This window comes from Neisseria sp. 27098_8_112, from assembly GCF_041433235.1.
GTDB lineage: Bacteria > Pseudomonadota > Gammaproteobacteria > Burkholderiales > Neisseriaceae > Neisseria.
Window position 1 is genome coordinate 113,312 of record NZ_JAPWBB010000003.1, and the last position, 14,819, is coordinate 128,130.

At 49.0% G+C, this 14,819-nt stretch carries 19 protein-coding genes; 17 read left to right on the forward strand and 2 right to left on the reverse strand.

The features are described 5' to 3' along the window. The first annotated feature begins 60 nt into the window (after positions 1-60). Both O3682_RS03185 and O3682_RS03190 read left to right on the forward strand, forming a co-directional pair. Complete coding sequence (locus O3682_RS03185) at positions 61-285, forward strand: transcriptional regulator (protein ID WP_371508370.1); 225 nt, start codon at positions 61-63, stop codon at positions 283-285. A gap of 107 nt (positions 286-392) precedes the next feature. After that, the gene (locus O3682_RS03190; protein WP_371508371.1) at positions 393-3,239 is read left to right on the forward strand and encodes a DUF5906 domain-containing protein; all 2,847 of its coding nucleotides are present in this window, start codon (positions 393-395) and stop codon (positions 3,237-3,239) included. Between the two features lie 29 nt (positions 3,240-3,268). On the opposite strand, the gene O3682_RS03195 is transcribed toward O3682_RS03190, so the two are convergent. Continuing rightward, positions 3,269-3,415 carry a hypothetical protein gene (locus O3682_RS03195; protein ID WP_371508373.1) on the reverse strand — a complete coding sequence of 49 codons (147 nt, stop codon included), beginning with the start codon at positions 3,413-3,415 and terminating at the stop codon, positions 3,269-3,271. Positions 3,416-3,551: 136 nt separating this feature from the next. Between O3682_RS03195 and O3682_RS03200 the strand changes: the two genes are divergently transcribed. From O3682_RS03200 to O3682_RS03250, 11 genes are all read left to right on the forward strand, one after another. Then, entirely contained in the window at positions 3,552-3,698 is a 147-nt protein-coding gene (locus O3682_RS03200) for a hypothetical protein (RefSeq protein WP_371508375.1), read from the forward strand. Positions 3,699-3,812: 114 nt separating this feature from the next. Beyond that, positions 3,813-4,193, forward strand: a complete 381-nt coding sequence (locus O3682_RS03205) for an RNA polymerase sigma factor sigma-70 region 4 domain-containing protein (RefSeq protein WP_371508377.1) — start codon at positions 3,813-3,815, stop codon at positions 4,191-4,193. 204 nt (positions 4,194-4,397) lie between these two features. Then, on the forward strand, positions 4,398-4,655 hold the full coding sequence (locus O3682_RS03210) for an HNH endonuclease (protein WP_371508378.1): 258 nt from the start codon (positions 4,398-4,400) through the stop codon (positions 4,653-4,655). Between the two features lie 137 nt (positions 4,656-4,792). After that, positions 4,793-5,428, forward strand: coding sequence for a terminase small subunit (locus O3682_RS03215; RefSeq protein ID WP_371508380.1), 636 nt, complete (start codon positions 4,793-4,795; stop codon positions 5,426-5,428). Beyond that, positions 5,422-7,110 (forward strand): terminase large subunit, encoded by a 1,689-nt coding sequence (locus O3682_RS03220; RefSeq protein WP_371508382.1) that lies wholly within the window; start codon positions 5,422-5,424, stop codon positions 7,108-7,110. The genes O3682_RS03215 and O3682_RS03220 overlap by 7 nt, the downstream gene beginning before the upstream one ends. An 8-nt stretch (positions 7,111-7,118) precedes the next feature. Next, positions 7,119-8,360 carry a phage portal protein gene (locus O3682_RS03225; RefSeq protein WP_371508384.1) on the forward strand — a complete coding sequence of 414 codons (1,242 nt, stop codon included), beginning with the start codon at positions 7,119-7,121 and terminating at the stop codon, positions 8,358-8,360. Continuing rightward, complete coding sequence (locus tag O3682_RS03230) at positions 8,332-9,177, forward strand: head maturation protease, ClpP-related (RefSeq protein ID WP_371508385.1); 846 nt, start codon at positions 8,332-8,334, stop codon at positions 9,175-9,177. The genes O3682_RS03225 and O3682_RS03230 overlap by 29 nt, the downstream gene beginning before the upstream one ends. A 2-nt stretch (positions 9,178-9,179) precedes the next feature. Continuing rightward, positions 9,180-10,415 carry a phage major capsid protein gene (locus O3682_RS03235; protein ID WP_371508386.1) on the forward strand — a complete coding sequence of 412 codons (1,236 nt, stop codon included), beginning with the start codon at positions 9,180-9,182 and terminating at the stop codon, positions 10,413-10,415. Positions 10,416-10,506: 91 nt separating this feature from the next. Further along, complete coding sequence (locus tag O3682_RS03240; protein WP_371508388.1) at positions 10,507-10,716, forward strand: hypothetical protein; 210 nt, start codon at positions 10,507-10,509, stop codon at positions 10,714-10,716. A gap of 2 nt (positions 10,717-10,718) precedes the next feature. Then, positions 10,719-11,036, forward strand: a complete 318-nt coding sequence (locus O3682_RS03245) for a head-tail connector protein (protein ID WP_371508390.1) — start codon at positions 10,719-10,721, stop codon at positions 11,034-11,036. A gap of 205 nt (positions 11,037-11,241) precedes the next feature. After that, positions 11,242-11,463, forward strand: coding sequence for a hypothetical protein (locus O3682_RS03250; protein ID WP_371508391.1), 222 nt, complete (start codon positions 11,242-11,244; stop codon positions 11,461-11,463). Between the two features lie 23 nt (positions 11,464-11,486). Here the strand turns inward: O3682_RS03250 and O3682_RS03255 are convergent, their stop codons facing one another. Continuing rightward, positions 11,487-12,512 carry a phage antirepressor N-terminal domain-containing protein gene (locus tag O3682_RS03255; protein WP_371508392.1) on the reverse strand — a complete coding sequence of 342 codons (1,026 nt, stop codon included), beginning with the start codon at positions 12,510-12,512 and terminating at the stop codon, positions 11,487-11,489. Between the two features lie 338 nt (positions 12,513-12,850). Here O3682_RS03255 and O3682_RS03260 point away from each other — a divergent pair, with 338 nt between their 5' ends. The 4 genes from O3682_RS03260 to O3682_RS03275 are packed head-to-tail and all read left to right on the forward strand — an operon-like array spanning position 12,851 to position 14,811. Further along, a complete protein-coding gene (locus O3682_RS03260) occupies positions 12,851-13,603 on the forward strand; it encodes a hypothetical protein (RefSeq protein WP_003681002.1) in 753 nt (250 codons plus the stop codon). A gap of 51 nt (positions 13,604-13,654) precedes the next feature. Next, the gene (locus tag O3682_RS03265; RefSeq protein WP_003681001.1) at positions 13,655-13,987 is read left to right on the forward strand and encodes a phage head closure protein; all 333 of its coding nucleotides are present in this window, start codon (positions 13,655-13,657) and stop codon (positions 13,985-13,987) included. Further along, positions 13,971-14,492, forward strand: a complete 522-nt coding sequence (locus O3682_RS03270) for a hypothetical protein (RefSeq protein WP_371508395.1) — start codon at positions 13,971-13,973, stop codon at positions 14,490-14,492. Before O3682_RS03265 ends, O3682_RS03270 begins: the two co-directional genes overlap by 17 nt. Beyond that, entirely contained in the window at positions 14,473-14,811 is a 339-nt protein-coding gene (locus O3682_RS03275) for a hypothetical protein (RefSeq protein WP_314459148.1), read from the forward strand. The genes O3682_RS03270 and O3682_RS03275 overlap by 20 nt, the downstream gene beginning before the upstream one ends. Positions 14,812-14,819 lie beyond the last annotated feature (8 nt).

Sequence of the window (14,819 nt, forward strand, 5' to 3'; positions counted from 1 at the left end):
GCGAAACGCTTGCTTTTTATTTAGCGTTTCGCTAAACTATAAAAAACGTTGGAGATAAAAATGAATTTAAATGAATACCTAAAGCGCGGCGGGCGTGGTTCGCTGGTAGCGCTGGCCGAAAAAATCGATGCTCATGCGCCAGATGTGAGTAGTTGGGCTTCAGGCCGCCGCCCCGTTCCGCCAGTCCGTTGTGCTGCGATTGAGGCCGCCACCGATGGAGAGGTTACCCGCAAAGACCTCCGCCCGGATGACTGGCAAGAGATTTGGCCTGAATTGTCTGTTTAACCTGTTACTCCCGTTACCGATTAACACGCGATTGGTAATTTAGCCTGCCCTCTCAAGGGGGGGGGCAGGCCTTTTTTACGCCTAAAAAACGTAAAGGATGACTGAAAATGAATAAAAAATATGCAACAAAAGCTGAAATCAATGCCGCTGCTCATGGCCGGTGGCGTGAGGTTTTAGAGGCTTGCGGGGTTCCTTCTGAGATTTTGGACAAAAATCATCATCCATGCCCGTCATGTGGCGGCACTGACCGATTCAGGTTTACCGATGGCAGCGGCTCAAGTCGCGGTAGCGGTGTTTGGATTTGTAACCAGTGCAAGCCAGATGGCGGCAGTCCGTTTGATTTGCTGATGGATGTTTGCGGATACAGTTTTAATGAGGCTAAGGACAAGGTTGCGTCCTTGCTTGGTTTGGCGCATGGGGATTTGGTAGATAAGGCTCCGAAACCGTTGCCTCCTCCTGCTCCGGTAAAAGAAGAAGAGCGCGATTTGTGGAGGCCCATCGTTCCTGTGCCGGAATATGCGTTGAAATCCATGACCTTTAGAAATGGATTTAGAAAATCAGATGACCTTATTTTTAAATCTGTTTTCCGGGATAGCTCCGGCGCGGTTTTGGGGGGCGTTGCCCGATTTAAAAAATCAGACGGCGGAAAAATCGATCTGCCCTATACGTTTTGTGAGCATAAGAAAACGGGCGAAAAGATGTGGCGTTGGCGTTGTTGGGATAATCCTCGCCCATTGTACGGTCTTGATTCTTTGGCTGCTGACCCATCATTACCGGTTTTGGTTGTTGAGGGCGAGAAATGTAAAAACGCGGCAGATGCTCAGGGTTATAACTATGCCGTCCTGACGTGGCATGGCGGTTGTAATAATTGGGATAAGTCGGATTGGTCGGCGGTCGTTGATCGTGATGTCGTCTTGTGGCCGGATTGCGATTCGCTACGCCAAAAGCTGACAAAAAAAGAGTGGCAAGAAGGTGTTGACCCTGAGTCTAAACCATTCCTGCCACGCAATGAGCAAGGCGGAATGAAAGCGATGTTGGGTATTGCTGAGGTGCTGACAAGGCAGAATTGCCGCGTTTGGCTGGTCAATATTCCTGCTCCGGGTAGATGGCCCCATGGTTTCGATATTGCGGATGCCATTGCAGATGGCGGTCGCATCGTCAATCCGTCCGAAGTTTTGAGCAAAATGGGCGCGGCGGATTGGTTGGTTGAATATGTGCCGGAAGCAGAAAGGCCGTCTGAAAACTTTCCCGCACCCATTCAGGAAGCGGAGCCTGAGTCCGAACAGTTGCCCGAATCTCCTGAAGTAACAGGCAATCAAGGGGGTGCGGGGGATATGGATGACGAATATTTGGCCAAATTGCAAAAACTGAAATCAGAATTTGGGCTGGTTGAAGGTAAAGACCACGGCGTGAACAGAAAAACAGGGGTTACATATACCCGAAAGGCAATGACTGTTCATTTCGGTAAAGATGTTGTCGATGCTTGGTATGAGTGGGGTCGTGCGCCGGTGCTGACCATGTATGAAATTAATCGGCTGAAAAAAGACTATGCTTTGATTCAGGCGGTAAAGGATGATGATACGCAGGGAATGATGGAGCGGTTTATTTATCTTGATGGCTCGGCATCGATTTGGGACAACAAATTATGGCGCGTTGTCCCTGAAAAGGCGGCTCGTCTATCGATGACGCCTGATGGTTTCAAAATTTGGGTCAACAGCCCGAGCCGCATTGTAAAACGGTTTGATAGATTGGTCTTTGAGCCTGGTCGAGTGTTGTCTGATGACTATATTAATATCTTTCGAGGCATGCCGATTGAGCCGAAATTCCCGATTCCTAAAGAGGATATGCCCAAAACAAACTACGAATTGTATAGATTATTCCCTGAAATCAAGCCGATTCTGAATTTGATTAACCATTTGTGCAATGGAGACTACCAACAGGTCGAATATTTGTTGAATTGGCTGGCGTATCCGTTGCAAAACGTGGGCGCAAAGATGACGACCGCTGTTGTCATGCACGGTCATATTCATGGCGCGGGTAAATCGTTTTTCTTCGAGGAAATCGTCAAACCAATGTACGGAGAATACGGCGCAACATACGGTCAAGAAGACTTGGAAAGTAACTATACGGCAAACCGCTCAGGCAAAATGTTTGGTATTTTTGAAGAGGTTTATACGAATCAGCAAAAATACAATAAAACAGGCAGCCAAAAGCACATGATTACCGGCAAGACGATGCGCGTCGAGCGGAAATTTCAGGATGCCTATGAAGAAGCAAACCATATGAATTGTGTGTTTTTGAGTAATGAATCTCAGCCTTTCAAAATTGAGGAAAACGACCGCCGTTATTTCGTTGTATGGCCTGAGAAAAAGTTGGACAAAAAATTGCGCGATGAAGTTTTAGACTGTATCGGAAATGATGGCGTCCGCCTGTTTTACAGTTTCCTGCTGTGTTGGAATTTTTATCTGACTTACGGGCAACAGGAAGCAGAAAACGAAAAAGGATACAAAGTAATCAAACTGGAAGAGCCTGTAAGATTCGATCCAAACACGCCGCCGCCGATGACTGCGGCGAAACAAAACGTCATTTCCTATGGCCGATATGCTTGGCAGACGTTTTATTCGGAGTGGGCTGGCGGTGGTATCAAAGACCTGCCATTTTGTTGTTGCATTACTGACGATCTTTGGTTGGTTTACAAAGAGTGGTGCAGGCAAAACGGCGAGCGAGAAATGGGCAAAACCAAGTTTCTGCAACATATTGCTGAAAAGATGCCGCGGGCGCGGCGCTGGTGGCGGACGAAAAATAAAGATGGCGACGTATCGTGTCAAAACTGGATTTTTAAGCCGGCTGGCTGGCAAGCGGCTGACGGATTGCCGGAAATGGATGCCCTGGGCAATGAGGTTTTACGATTCCGCAGCGCTGGTTGGAGGTATCGCAGCGGTGAAGAAGTTTGACGATTGAGTCTGACATATGTATGATATTTTCAAAACGCGTGCGGCAGAGTTGTCGGGCGCGTTTTGTAGTTTGGATTTTTGGTTGTGCCATAAATTTGTGCCATTGTGCCATGCGCTGTGCCATATTTTAAATCGCTGAAAGCCTTATGGGGCATGGCTTTGTGCCATTGTTCCATAAATTTCAGCGATTTTTGCTTTACGCGAGAAAAAATTTATAGGTTTTCAAAATATGACACGGTGTATATATACCGTGTCATATTTTTTTGTGGCTGGATAATTTTTTTTTCTTATGCGAGATTTTATAAAAAATTTATGGAACAATGGCACAAAGCCATGCCCCATAAGGCTTTCAGCGATTTAAAATATGGCACAGCGCATGGCACAATGGCACAGGTTTTTAAAATTTATGGCACAAGCCCATATTGTTATTGGCTTGCAAGTTTTCATCGTAAAAAATAATTTCATTTTGAATTTTTCTATTCAAATTTTGATATAATATCCCTTCAAAAATAAAGCCCTGCGGATTCCGACGGCGGCTAGGGATGGTCAGCGTGAAACAAAGACTGACTGGAAATGAAATTTGAACTTGAAACATTGTTGGAATGGTGGGCTGATTGGTCTGCCAAGCGAGAGGATAACGGCTTGGGCTTCGGTTGTAGCCGGTTCAATCGGTTGATGGCGTCGGGCGAGCTTCCGCCGCGTGATGATTTCCGGGCATTGTTGCCTTATGGCGTTGACGGAGATGGAATAGGGAGTTTGGTTGACCAAGCAATCTGCCGTCTTAATCCTAATCGCCGACAAGTAATTATGGTTGAATACCGGCGAATAGGTACTCAAGAAGCAAAAGCGAAGGCATTGGGAATTACGCGAAAGGCTTATGAGCGGCGGCTTTCAAATGCTAGGCTTAACTTGGTGGCGGATTTATCTGTTAAAAAGTTGTTAAAAGCCTATTGACCCTTTGGGGGAAATCTGTTTAAATTATGTCAAGCTGTGTTTTACTGTGTGAGCAGGAAACGCGGCTTTTTTATTTTCAGTCAAAAAAAGCGTGGCAAGGCCGTCTGATTTTTCAGACGGCCTTTTGCGTTTGGAAAGAATTTTATGGGTCGATTAAAACAAGTTGCTTCACGGCTCCGACCTGTTGAGCAAAACAGAATCGCCGTGAAGCAACCGCCAAAGACGGCGGAAAAACGTATGCGCGGTCGTAGCTGGATGAGCCTGCGCGAATCTGTGTTGATTCGTGACCAGTATCAGTGTAGGCAGTGCGGTTGTGTGGTGCTTCCAAAGAATGCCGAGTGTGATCACATCGTTCCGTTAGCGGATGGTGGCAGAGATGAAATGGAAAATCTGCAAACGCTTTGCAAAATCTGTCATGCCGAAAAATCCGCCGGCGAAAATCGTCGGCGCGGATTTGGTTGATAAGGGTGGGGGTGTCAAAAGTTCACAGGGCTTGCCCTCGGAAACCCCCCGCCCTCCCATGTGCAGAATTTTTTCTTCTGTGAAACTGTTAAAGCTACATTTTAACAGCTTGTTTAACATTGAATTTTTAGCATTTTATGCTACAAAAGTCGCCTTTAAAAAGCGGCTTTTTTTATTGGAATTTCACTATGGCAATGAACGAACAAAAGGAATTGTTTGCCAAAGCGAAATTGCGAGGGTTGTCGAACCGAGAGGCTGCGATTGCAGCGGGATATAGCGAAAAGACGGCCAGCGCAAGCGGCAGTCGTTTGGCAAAAGATGTTGATGTTTTGGCGGAAATCGAACGCCTGAAGCTCTTTCAGCCTCCTGAGCCGGTTACTGTTATCGAACCATCTCCGGCGGCGGGAGTTTCGGATGTGCAGCCGGTTCAGGCTGTGCCTGTTTCGGAAAAGCCTACGGAGGCATCGGAAAGTTTGGACAGGATTGCGTTGTCGGCGCGTGAGCGTGCTGTCGTTCGTGGCACTACGATTGAATTGGATGGCGTTTGCTATGACCAAACCGACCCGAAGGACCAGTTGATTTTGTGTTCTTTGGGGGTGATTTCTTTAAATCGGCAGCAGATTGATGCTGCCAAGGCGTTGTTGGGATATTTTCACGGCAAGGTTGCAGATCAGGGCAAAAAGGATGTCGAACGCGAACGCGCCCATGATGTTGCTGGCGGTAAGTTCAGCCCAATGAGGCCGCCTGAGCCGGTGCAGGGTAGATTATGTTGAAAAAAGCTTGGTCAACCGCTTGCCCTGATTGGAAAGAACGAATTATAGGCAGGAAAAGCCTGATTCCGTTTCCTCCGTTGTATCAGGAGCCTGCCGAAATGGCGTTGCGCATTTTCAAGCAGTTGCGCTTGGTGGATGTGCCTGGTGAGCCAATGATGGGCGAAGTCACGCGCGAATGGGTATATGACTTTGTTTCGGCTATTTTTGGCGCATACGACCCTAATTCCGGTGTACGGTTGATTCAGGAGTTTTTCTTGTTGATTAGCAAGAAAAACATGAAATCTACCTTGGCGGCCGGGGTAATGTTGACTGCGCTGATTCTGAATTGGCGGCGTGAAGCTGAATTTTTCATTATCGCCCCTACTGTTGAGGTCGCAAACAATAGCTTTAAGCCTGCGAAAGCGATGATACGGGCCGATGAAGAGCTTTCTGCCTTATTTCAGGTGCAAGACCATACGCGGACGATCACGCACCGAACCACTGGGGCAACGCTGAAGATTCTTGCCGCTGAAAGCGATACCGTTGCCGGTATCAAAGGCACCGGCGTTTTAATCGAGGAGGTTTGGCTGTTTGGAAAACGCTCAAAAGCGGCTGATATGTTTACCGAGGCTAAAGGTGGCTTGGCCAGTCGTCCGGAAGGCTTTGTGATTTACCTCTCGACGATGTCCGATGAGGCACCGGCAGGCGTATTCGCAGACTTACTCAAGCGAGCGCGTGAAGTCCGAGACGGTAAGCGTGTTGATAACCGTATGTTGCCGGTCTTGTATGAGTACCCGCAGGAGATGTTGGATAACGGAACGTACCGTCTGCCTGAAAACTTTTATGTCACGAACCCTAATATTGGAGCTTCGGTTTCAGAAGCTTACCTTATGGGTGAATTTGAAACGGCTAAAGCAGATGGCGAAATCGCGCTTCGTCGGTTTATGGCAAAGCATTTGAATGTGCAGATTGCCTTGTCGCTAACTGCTGATTATTGGCCCGGTGCTGAGTTTTGGGAGGATAGCGGGAAAAATCCCGAAATCGACTTGGATTGGATGCTTCAACACTGCGAGGTCATCGATATTGGCGTTGACGGCGGCGGATTGGATGACTTAATGGGTATTTCTGCCGTTGGCCGTCTGAAAGACAATCCACGGATGTGGGCGGCGTGGTTTCATGCTTGGGCGCATCCGTCGGTGTTGGAGCGGCGCAAGGAAATCGCGCCGGCGTTGTTGGATTTTGTCAAGCATGGCGATTTGACCATCGTCAACCGTATCGGCGATGACAGCGATGAGGTGGCTGGGCTTGTTGCTCGGGTTTATCAGAGCGGTTTGCTGGATAAATGCGGCCTTGACCCGCACGGGGTCGGTGCGATTTTAGACGCGATGTTGGAATATGGCGTTCCGGAAGATGCTGTGGTCGGGGTGTCGCAGGGCTGGAAGCTGGGCGCAGCGATTAAGACGGCGGAGCGCAAGCTGGCAGAGGGCTGTTTTATCCATAGCGGCAGCGCGATGATGAATTGGGTGGTTGGGAATGCCCGTGTCGAGCCGCGTGCCAATGGTATTTTGATTACCAAGCAGGCGAGCGGCTCGGCGAAAATCGACCCGCTGATGGCAATGTTTGATGCGGTGTCGCTTTTGTCGCTAAATCCGACTGCAAAAGGCGCATCGGTTTATGAAACACGCGGAATCAGAATGTTGTGAGATAGGATATGGCGAAAGAAAAGAAAGCCAAAAACAAAAGCCGCCCGCGTGCTGACTCGGGCGGCTTAGTTTTTGAGGGGTTGAATGACCCTGCGTTGTTGGAATTTATCCGTAGCGGTCAAATCGGCGGCGGTGTGGGTATTGATGGGCGAAAGGCTTTGTGCAATGCCGCGCTGTATCGGTGTGTCACGTTAATCAGCCAAAGTATCGGGATGTTGCCGCTGAATGTGCTGCATAACGATGACGGGCGTGAGACTGCTACGGAGCATCCTGTTTGGAAACTGCTGAAACGGCAGCCGAATAAGTTTCAGACGGCCTATGAGTTCAAGAGTTTGATGCAAAGCCATGTTTTGCAATATGGCAATGCCTATGCGCTGATTATCCGTTCACGGGGTCAGGTCATCCAGCTTGTGCCGATTCATCCGAAATCTGTACAGGTGAAGCAGCGTGATGATTGGAGCGTGCATTATGTGGTTACACGAAAAGACGGATGTTTGCTGGATTTTGAAGCGGAAGAGATATTGCACCTGCGAGATTTAACCGACGACGGCTTGGAGGGTATGAGCCGTGTGAAGTTGGCGAAGCGGGCGTTGGGTATTGCTTTTGATGCTGAGGACGCGGCAAGCCGTATTTTCTCGGAAGGTGTAATGGCTGGCGGTTATCTGGCAACAGATAAGGCGTTAAGCGATAAGGCGTACAACCAGCTTCAGGAATCATTACAGAATCGGTATAGCGGTAAGGAGAATGCCGGCCGTTTTATGATTTTGGAGGAAGGACTGAAGGCTGAGAAGTGGGGAAACACTGCTTCTGATGCTCAGCATATTGAAAACCGAAATCATCAAATCGAGGAAATTGCGCGGATGTTTGGTGTTCCGCGCCCGTTGCTGATGATGGATGACACGTCGTGGGGTAGTGGTATCAGTGAATTGGGGGTGTTTTTCCTGAAATACGGACTTCTGCCTTGGTTCACGATGTGGGAGCAGGCATTAACACGATCTCTGCTTACGCCTGCTGAGCAAGACCGCTTGATATTCAAGTTTAATGCCGGTGCGCTGTTGCGCGGCAGCTTGGAGAATCAGGCGGAATTTTTTGCCAAAGCTTTGGGTAGTGGCGGACACGGCGCATGGATGACGCAAAATGAAGTGCGTGAAATTTCCGACCTGCCAAAATCAACAGATAAGTCTGCCGATACTTTGAGGCAGGCGCAACAAGGAAAGAATTATGAGCCTGAAAAAACTGCCGCAGATTAGTGCGTTATCTGCTATGCCGAAATCGCTGTCTTTCGATATGCGCCCTGATGCGGCAAACCGTTGGGACAGCGGTGTCAAGGCGAAAACCGAAACCGACAATGTCATCACGATATACGACCAAATTGGCGAAAGCTTTTGGAGCGAGGGCGTGACGGCCAAGCGCGTTGCTGCTGCACTTCGCGCCATCGGCGATAAAGAGGTCATCGTCAATATCAACAGTCCAGGCGGGGACTACTTCGAGGGTATCTCAATCTACAACCTGTTGGCGCAACATCCGGCAAAGGTAACGGTTCAGATTGTCGGCCTTGCCGCCTCTGCCGCCTCTGTGATTGCGATGGCCGGTGATGAGATTCTGATGGGTGACGGTTCGTTTTTGATGATACATAACGCGTGGAGTCTTGCTATTGGCAACCGACACGATTTGGCAAGCAGTATTGATACGTTGTCGCAGATTGATGATGCTATGGCTGATTTATATGCCGCGCGTTCCAAGCTGTCGAAAGCGGAAATCGTCGGCATGATGGATCGTGAAAGCTGGATTGGGAAATCAAAAGCACTTGAAGATGGTTTTGCTGACGGCGAAATCGATGTGAAGGAAATCGAACAGTCCGGCGACAGTGAGCAGAAGAAGGCGATGGCTTTGATTGAGTCAAGCCTTGCTCAACAGGGATACAGTCGCGCCCAAAGACGTGATGTGTTCAACAATTTATTTCACGGCACGCCACGCGCTGCCGAACCTGCTGTCAAGCCGTGCGCTGGCGGCGATATGAAAACGGCGGAAGCCTTGCAAAATTTAATTCAGACCATGAAAGGTTAAGTATGAAAAAATCAATGATTGTCCGCGGCTTGGTTGCCGCCTTTGCCGATGCCGGCAATACTGCGCCCGATGTTGGCGCGTTGCTCGCAGAATTGAACAATTCCTTTGCTGCATTTAAAGACAGCAAAGAAAAAGAAATTGCTGCGTTGCAGCAAGGCAGTGAAGAAGCTAAAGCAGCCGCCGCCAAAGCCGATGCTGAGATGGCCGGTTTGCGCGCTTCTATCGACGACCTTGCCGTACAGATGGCCGCCGCTCAAATGAACGGCGGTGCCGGTAAGTTGGATAAGGAAGCGCAGGCGGCGGTTGACGCGACTGTGTCGTTCATGAAGTCCGGTGAAGTCCGCGCTGATTTGAAGAAATCTGATGATTCCAACGGCGGCTATTTGGTGCCGAAAGAATGGGATCGCACCATTACCGATAAGCTGCGTGCCGTATCGCCACTGCGTAAGCTGTTTAAGGTTCAGCCGACATCGAAGCCGAAATTCAGCAAACTGTACAATATGCACGGTGCTGGTAGTGGCTGGGTGGGTGAAGAAGATGCCCGCACTAAAACTAATACGCCTACTTTCAAATCTTTGGATTTTGAAACAGGCGAGATTTATGCGAATCCGGCTGCTACTCAGCAAATGTTGGACGACGCCGAAATCAATTTGGAAACCTTCCTTGCAGACGAAGTGAAAACTGAATTTTCTGTTTCCGAAAACAAAGCCTTTATCAGCGGTGACGGTCAGAACGGTAAGCCGACCGGCTTGTTGACCTATGCCGAAGGCGGCACCAATGCAACCAAGCATCCATTGGGCGCGATCAAGGTTGTCAAGACCGGCTTCGAGACGGAGCTTTCTGCGGATTCCATCATTGACTTGGTTTATTCGCTGCCTGCCGAATACTCGCAAGGCGCGGGCTTTATGATGAACCGCAACACGCTTGCCGCCGTCCGCAAACTGAAAGACGGTCAGAACAATTACCTCTGGCAGCCTAGCTATCAGCAAGACCAGCCGTCCACTTTGTGCGGCTATCCGGTTTATGAGGTTGCCGATATGCCTGATGTTGCCGTTAATGCGCTGTGTATCGCTTTCGGCGATTTCAAACGCGCGTATATGATTCTTGACCGCAAGGGTGTGAGCATTCTGCGTGACCCATATACGAATAAGCCGTTCGTTCAGTTCTATACCACTAAACGCGTTGGCGGCGGTGTAGATAATCCGGAAGCCTGCGTGTTGCTGAAAGTAGCGGCTTAATTTGAACAGGCCGTCTGAAAGCGAGCTTCCGCCTGTATGGGTAGCGGCGTTTTAGTTTTCAGGCGGCGTTTTTATTTGAAAAGGAAATGTGATGGCAAAGTTTATTAAATCTTTTTATGGTGTGCCGAACGGTGAGATTTATCCTGTCCGCTACAATGTCGGCGATGAGATTCCGGAAGAATTTTTGGAAGTGGCCGAAAAATTGGGTGCTGTCGAAGTAAGTGGTAAAGGCGGTAAAAAACAACGCAGAGATTCCGGTGATGGTCAAGGTGATGACGGCCAAAAAGATAAAACGGAATAGCGATGATTACGTTGGAATTGGTCAAGCTTCATCTTCGTATTGATGGTGAAGATGAAGATGATCTGCTTCGCCTTTATTTAGATGCGGCCACGGCTGACTGTATTGCATATCTGAACCGTCCTTTGTATCGAGATACTGCGGCGGCGAAGGAAGCTGAGGAAAACGGCGAAACGAATGGGGTGGTGCTTAATCCAGCTATTCAGAATGCCGTCCTGATGACTGTCGGCTATTTGTACTCCGTCCGAGAGGATAGTCCTGCCGGATTGCCACGCGCGGCTCGGAGGTTGTTGGAGCCGTATCGAAATTTGCCCGGTGTGTAGCCGGATCCCCTGACGGTTAAGCGTAAACCGTGCCGCCAAAAAACGCTCTTCTGCTTTTTATTCTGATTAGGGATTAATACGGCGTTTCCCGACTTCTTCGAGTGCAGCTAAGGCTTACGGCTGCCGTGTTTGAGTGTGAGCCAAGATAAAAAACCGTCCGAACGGCAGATTTCGGGCGGTTTTTTGATTTTACACATTACATATTATGGAAACTTCAAATAAGAAAGCGGTTTTGGCGTATATCCGAAACAATCCGGGTTGCACGGCGACGGCTGTTGCCAATGAGGTGTTTGGCAAATGGCGTTGGAGCGGCTGGATTTTTGCTCGAAATGATATTGGCGCGCTTTGCGACGAGGGTTTGGTCGGTGAGCGTTTTTTCCGTGGTATCTCTACGTTTTATCCGGTTGAGAAAAAAGAGGCCGTCTGAAATTCAGACGGCCTGTACGGGGCTTACCAGCCGTTTGCCGCATCCGAAATCGTGCAGTGCAGGCGGTTCAGTTCGAGTATGGCCTGTTTGAAGTCGTAGTCGGAAAGGCTTTGGTTTTCCTCGTCGTGGATGAAATTATTCCAAACCTCGTTCAATACCCGCGTCAGGTGGGCGGTTTGCATGAGTGCGTCGCATTTGATCCGTTGCGCCCATTCGTTTTTGCGGTCGGTGGCTTCGCCGTAATACAGCAGCAGGCTGGCGATGTCGGATTCGTAGCGTTGCGCCAGTTCGTCGCGCTGGCGGCGGTCGCGCTTCTCGTCATACATTGGGGCGGCGGGCGCGGCGTTTGCGGGTGCGGGGCGCGGTTTTTTCTCCGCCGCGTCCGGCAGGGTGGGCAGGTTTTCGGCGGGGCGGTCGAAGCTGTAGCGTTCTTCCTTAATCCGTCTTAGGATTTCGGGGTGTTTTTCCAAGATGTATTTGGGTAAATCTTTGATGAGTTTTTGTATCAGCGATGAGAGTTGGTAAAAGTCTAAATCATGGAGGCGGTTTCCGACCATGCCTCTGATTTTCGCGTCCCAACTGCCGTAGGTATCGACGAAGGAGCTGGTCGATGCGGCTTGAAGCGCGTTCAGGATGCTGTGCATTTCTGCCCGGGTTGCCAAAATATCGGCATTTGCCGGCGCGGGGAGCTTGATGGTTTGTTTTGGCTGGTTGAAGTGGTTGTTGAGTACGCGGAAGCATTCGCGTTGGTAAGTGAGCAGGCGTTCGCGGATTTCGGGTTTAACGCGCTTTGCGTCCACGCCGAAAAGCCAGCCGTTGAGGTAGTCGATGGGTAGGCAAGCGGTTTTTTGTTTGCCTCCGTTTGAAGGTGTGTCCATCATGGACATAGCTGTATTCAGAATAGCGTTTCGCTGGATGCGTTTTAACTGTGCCTCCCATTGCAGTCCGATATTTTCGCATATCGGCTTCATGGCGACGTAGTGTTGGTTGTTTTGAGAAAAAACAGATACGGTTTGGCCGTGGAAAGAGATGTTTTGAACTTGGTTCATTTGAAGTTTCCTTGTTTTGATTTCGAAGTTTTGCCCAAGTTGGGCGGCCGCGAGGTTCGAAAACCTAAACAAGAAAGGCCGTGATTATTCCCTGCCGAAGCAGGTCTTGTATTCTCAGCCCTCGCGGCCATAGGAAACTTCGGTGGTATCAAAACAAACAAAAGGAAACCAAAGAATCGAATGGACGTAAAAAATTCACGCTGACGGGGTGAATGCCGCTTGTTTTGAGGTTTTCGACGCCTCGTGAATCGGAATGTAAAGCAGAAAGAAAATGCTTGTCAAGAGAAATATAATTTGGCATGATGAAATTTGATTAAATCAAGCAAGGAAATGTAAAGATGAAACGCTTTGCAGCTTTGGTAGTTGGTTGTTTGATATCTGCTGCTACGGTTGCGCAACCATTGGTGGACGGTATCGGTTTTCTGAAGATTGGTGATTCCGAGCAGTACGTCAAACAAATGATTGCCAAGAAACAGGGTAAGAAACCGAGGCTTTTGAAAGGAGATGACCTTTATCCGTCGTCTTACAGATGGGTGTATGAAGATTTGGCTTTGACCGAAGATTTTACCGCTCCAGAAATATTGATGAAGTTTCATCAAGGCAGGTTGTACTACATAGCAGTACATTATACGCTTGATGCGTATGACCTTGGAGATATGGGTGGTGTTGCAAGGGCTGTTGAAGATAGGAATGAGGCTTTCCATATTGCTAAGGCTTTGACGGATAAGTACGGTATTGAATCTGTCGAGGAAGAAGCGATAAACAGCTCAAGTTGCATTCATGTAAAAGAGGCGAAGAGATTTATCATTTTATTACCCTCCATAGAGGGCGTGAATGCGGGCATATTCAAAAACTTTTTAGATGATTTGTCAGGAAATCCGTTAAGTGGGAGCAATCTATATTTGTATGATCGAAGAAGATGCCCTGATAATGAAATATACATTATGGTTTATGACAGCAATGTATCCGATGAAGTGGAGAAAATAGAGAATAGGCTTCAGGACGAGAAAAAGGAAAAAGAAGAGGCCGAAAAGCGGGCGATTGAGGAGGAGGAGCGTTTGCAGTGGGAAGAAAGTATTAAGAAGATTTAAGGTTAAACAGGCCGTCTGAACATACAGACGGCCTTTTTGTTTGGAGCAGGTATGAATGCTGGGCAGTTGCGTCACCGTGTGGAGATTCTCCAACGGGTGAAAGAAAAGGACAAGTCGGGTGCGACGGTGTCTGTTTGGCGGCCGTTGGCTAAATTGTGGGCTGATGTGCGCCATGTGTCCGGTTCGGAGACGATGCGGAATGATGTGTTGACGGCTTCGGTACGCGCTTCTGTGCGGATTCGCTGGCGAACGGGTATTTCTGCTGATATGCGCGTCAAGACGGAGAATGGGATTTATGTGATTCGCGCGGTCATTCCTGATTTGCGCCGGCGTGAATTTTTGGATTTGACGTGTGAGAGCCTGCCTGATGAAAGTGGAAATTGATGCGGATTTTTCCGATGCGATTGCGCGGTTTGACAGTTTGCCGGAAGCAGTAGGCGAGAAACTGCGCTGGGCGGCGTTTAAAGGCGTGGAATTGTTGCGTGATGAGGTCAAGATTCAGGCTCCTCGTAGTGAGAAACGCCATTATTTTTACAGTAAGGGCAGTCGAAATGCGGATGGCAGTAAAAAGCGTTATGTTTTTGAGCCGGGCGATTTAAGCGGCTCAGTTTTTGCTTTTTACGATAAGTCGGCATCGGTTGACGGCCGCCGCGCTGTGTATCAGGTCGGCTGGCGTGCTAGAGAGGGTAGCAACAGCCGTTATGGTGGGGATTCGCTGAAGGCTGTCCCTTATGGCTATATGGTGCATAACGGTGTAAAGCGTAAAAACGGCAAGTCTATCGCCGGTCGTCCGTTTGTATCGATTGCGTTGCAGGTCCAAGAAGAAAAGATGGAAGCGGCGATGTTGAATGCGGTTTTGGAGGTGGTCAATGGACAGCTTGCTGATTAGGGCCATCAATCAGGCTGTGCCTGATGTTGATGTGTACCATGACTTCGCGCCGGAAGAAGCTGAATTTCCGTTGGTGATTGTGCAGCGCGTTGGCGGCGCAGGTAATTTGTTTATCGACCCGCTGGAGGAAGACGGCTATCAGGTGCGGTTTTCTGTTTCGGTGTGGGATGTTGACAGGCTGGGTGCGGTTGCGAAGAGTATTGAGATTGAAAAGTCGGTCTTGTCTTCGCTTGAGGCTTATGCTGTGTCGGCGGCTGAGTCGGTTGTTTTGGATGATGACCGGCGCGGTATGGTTCAAGATTTTGTGATTACCGCTTAGGTTGCGGT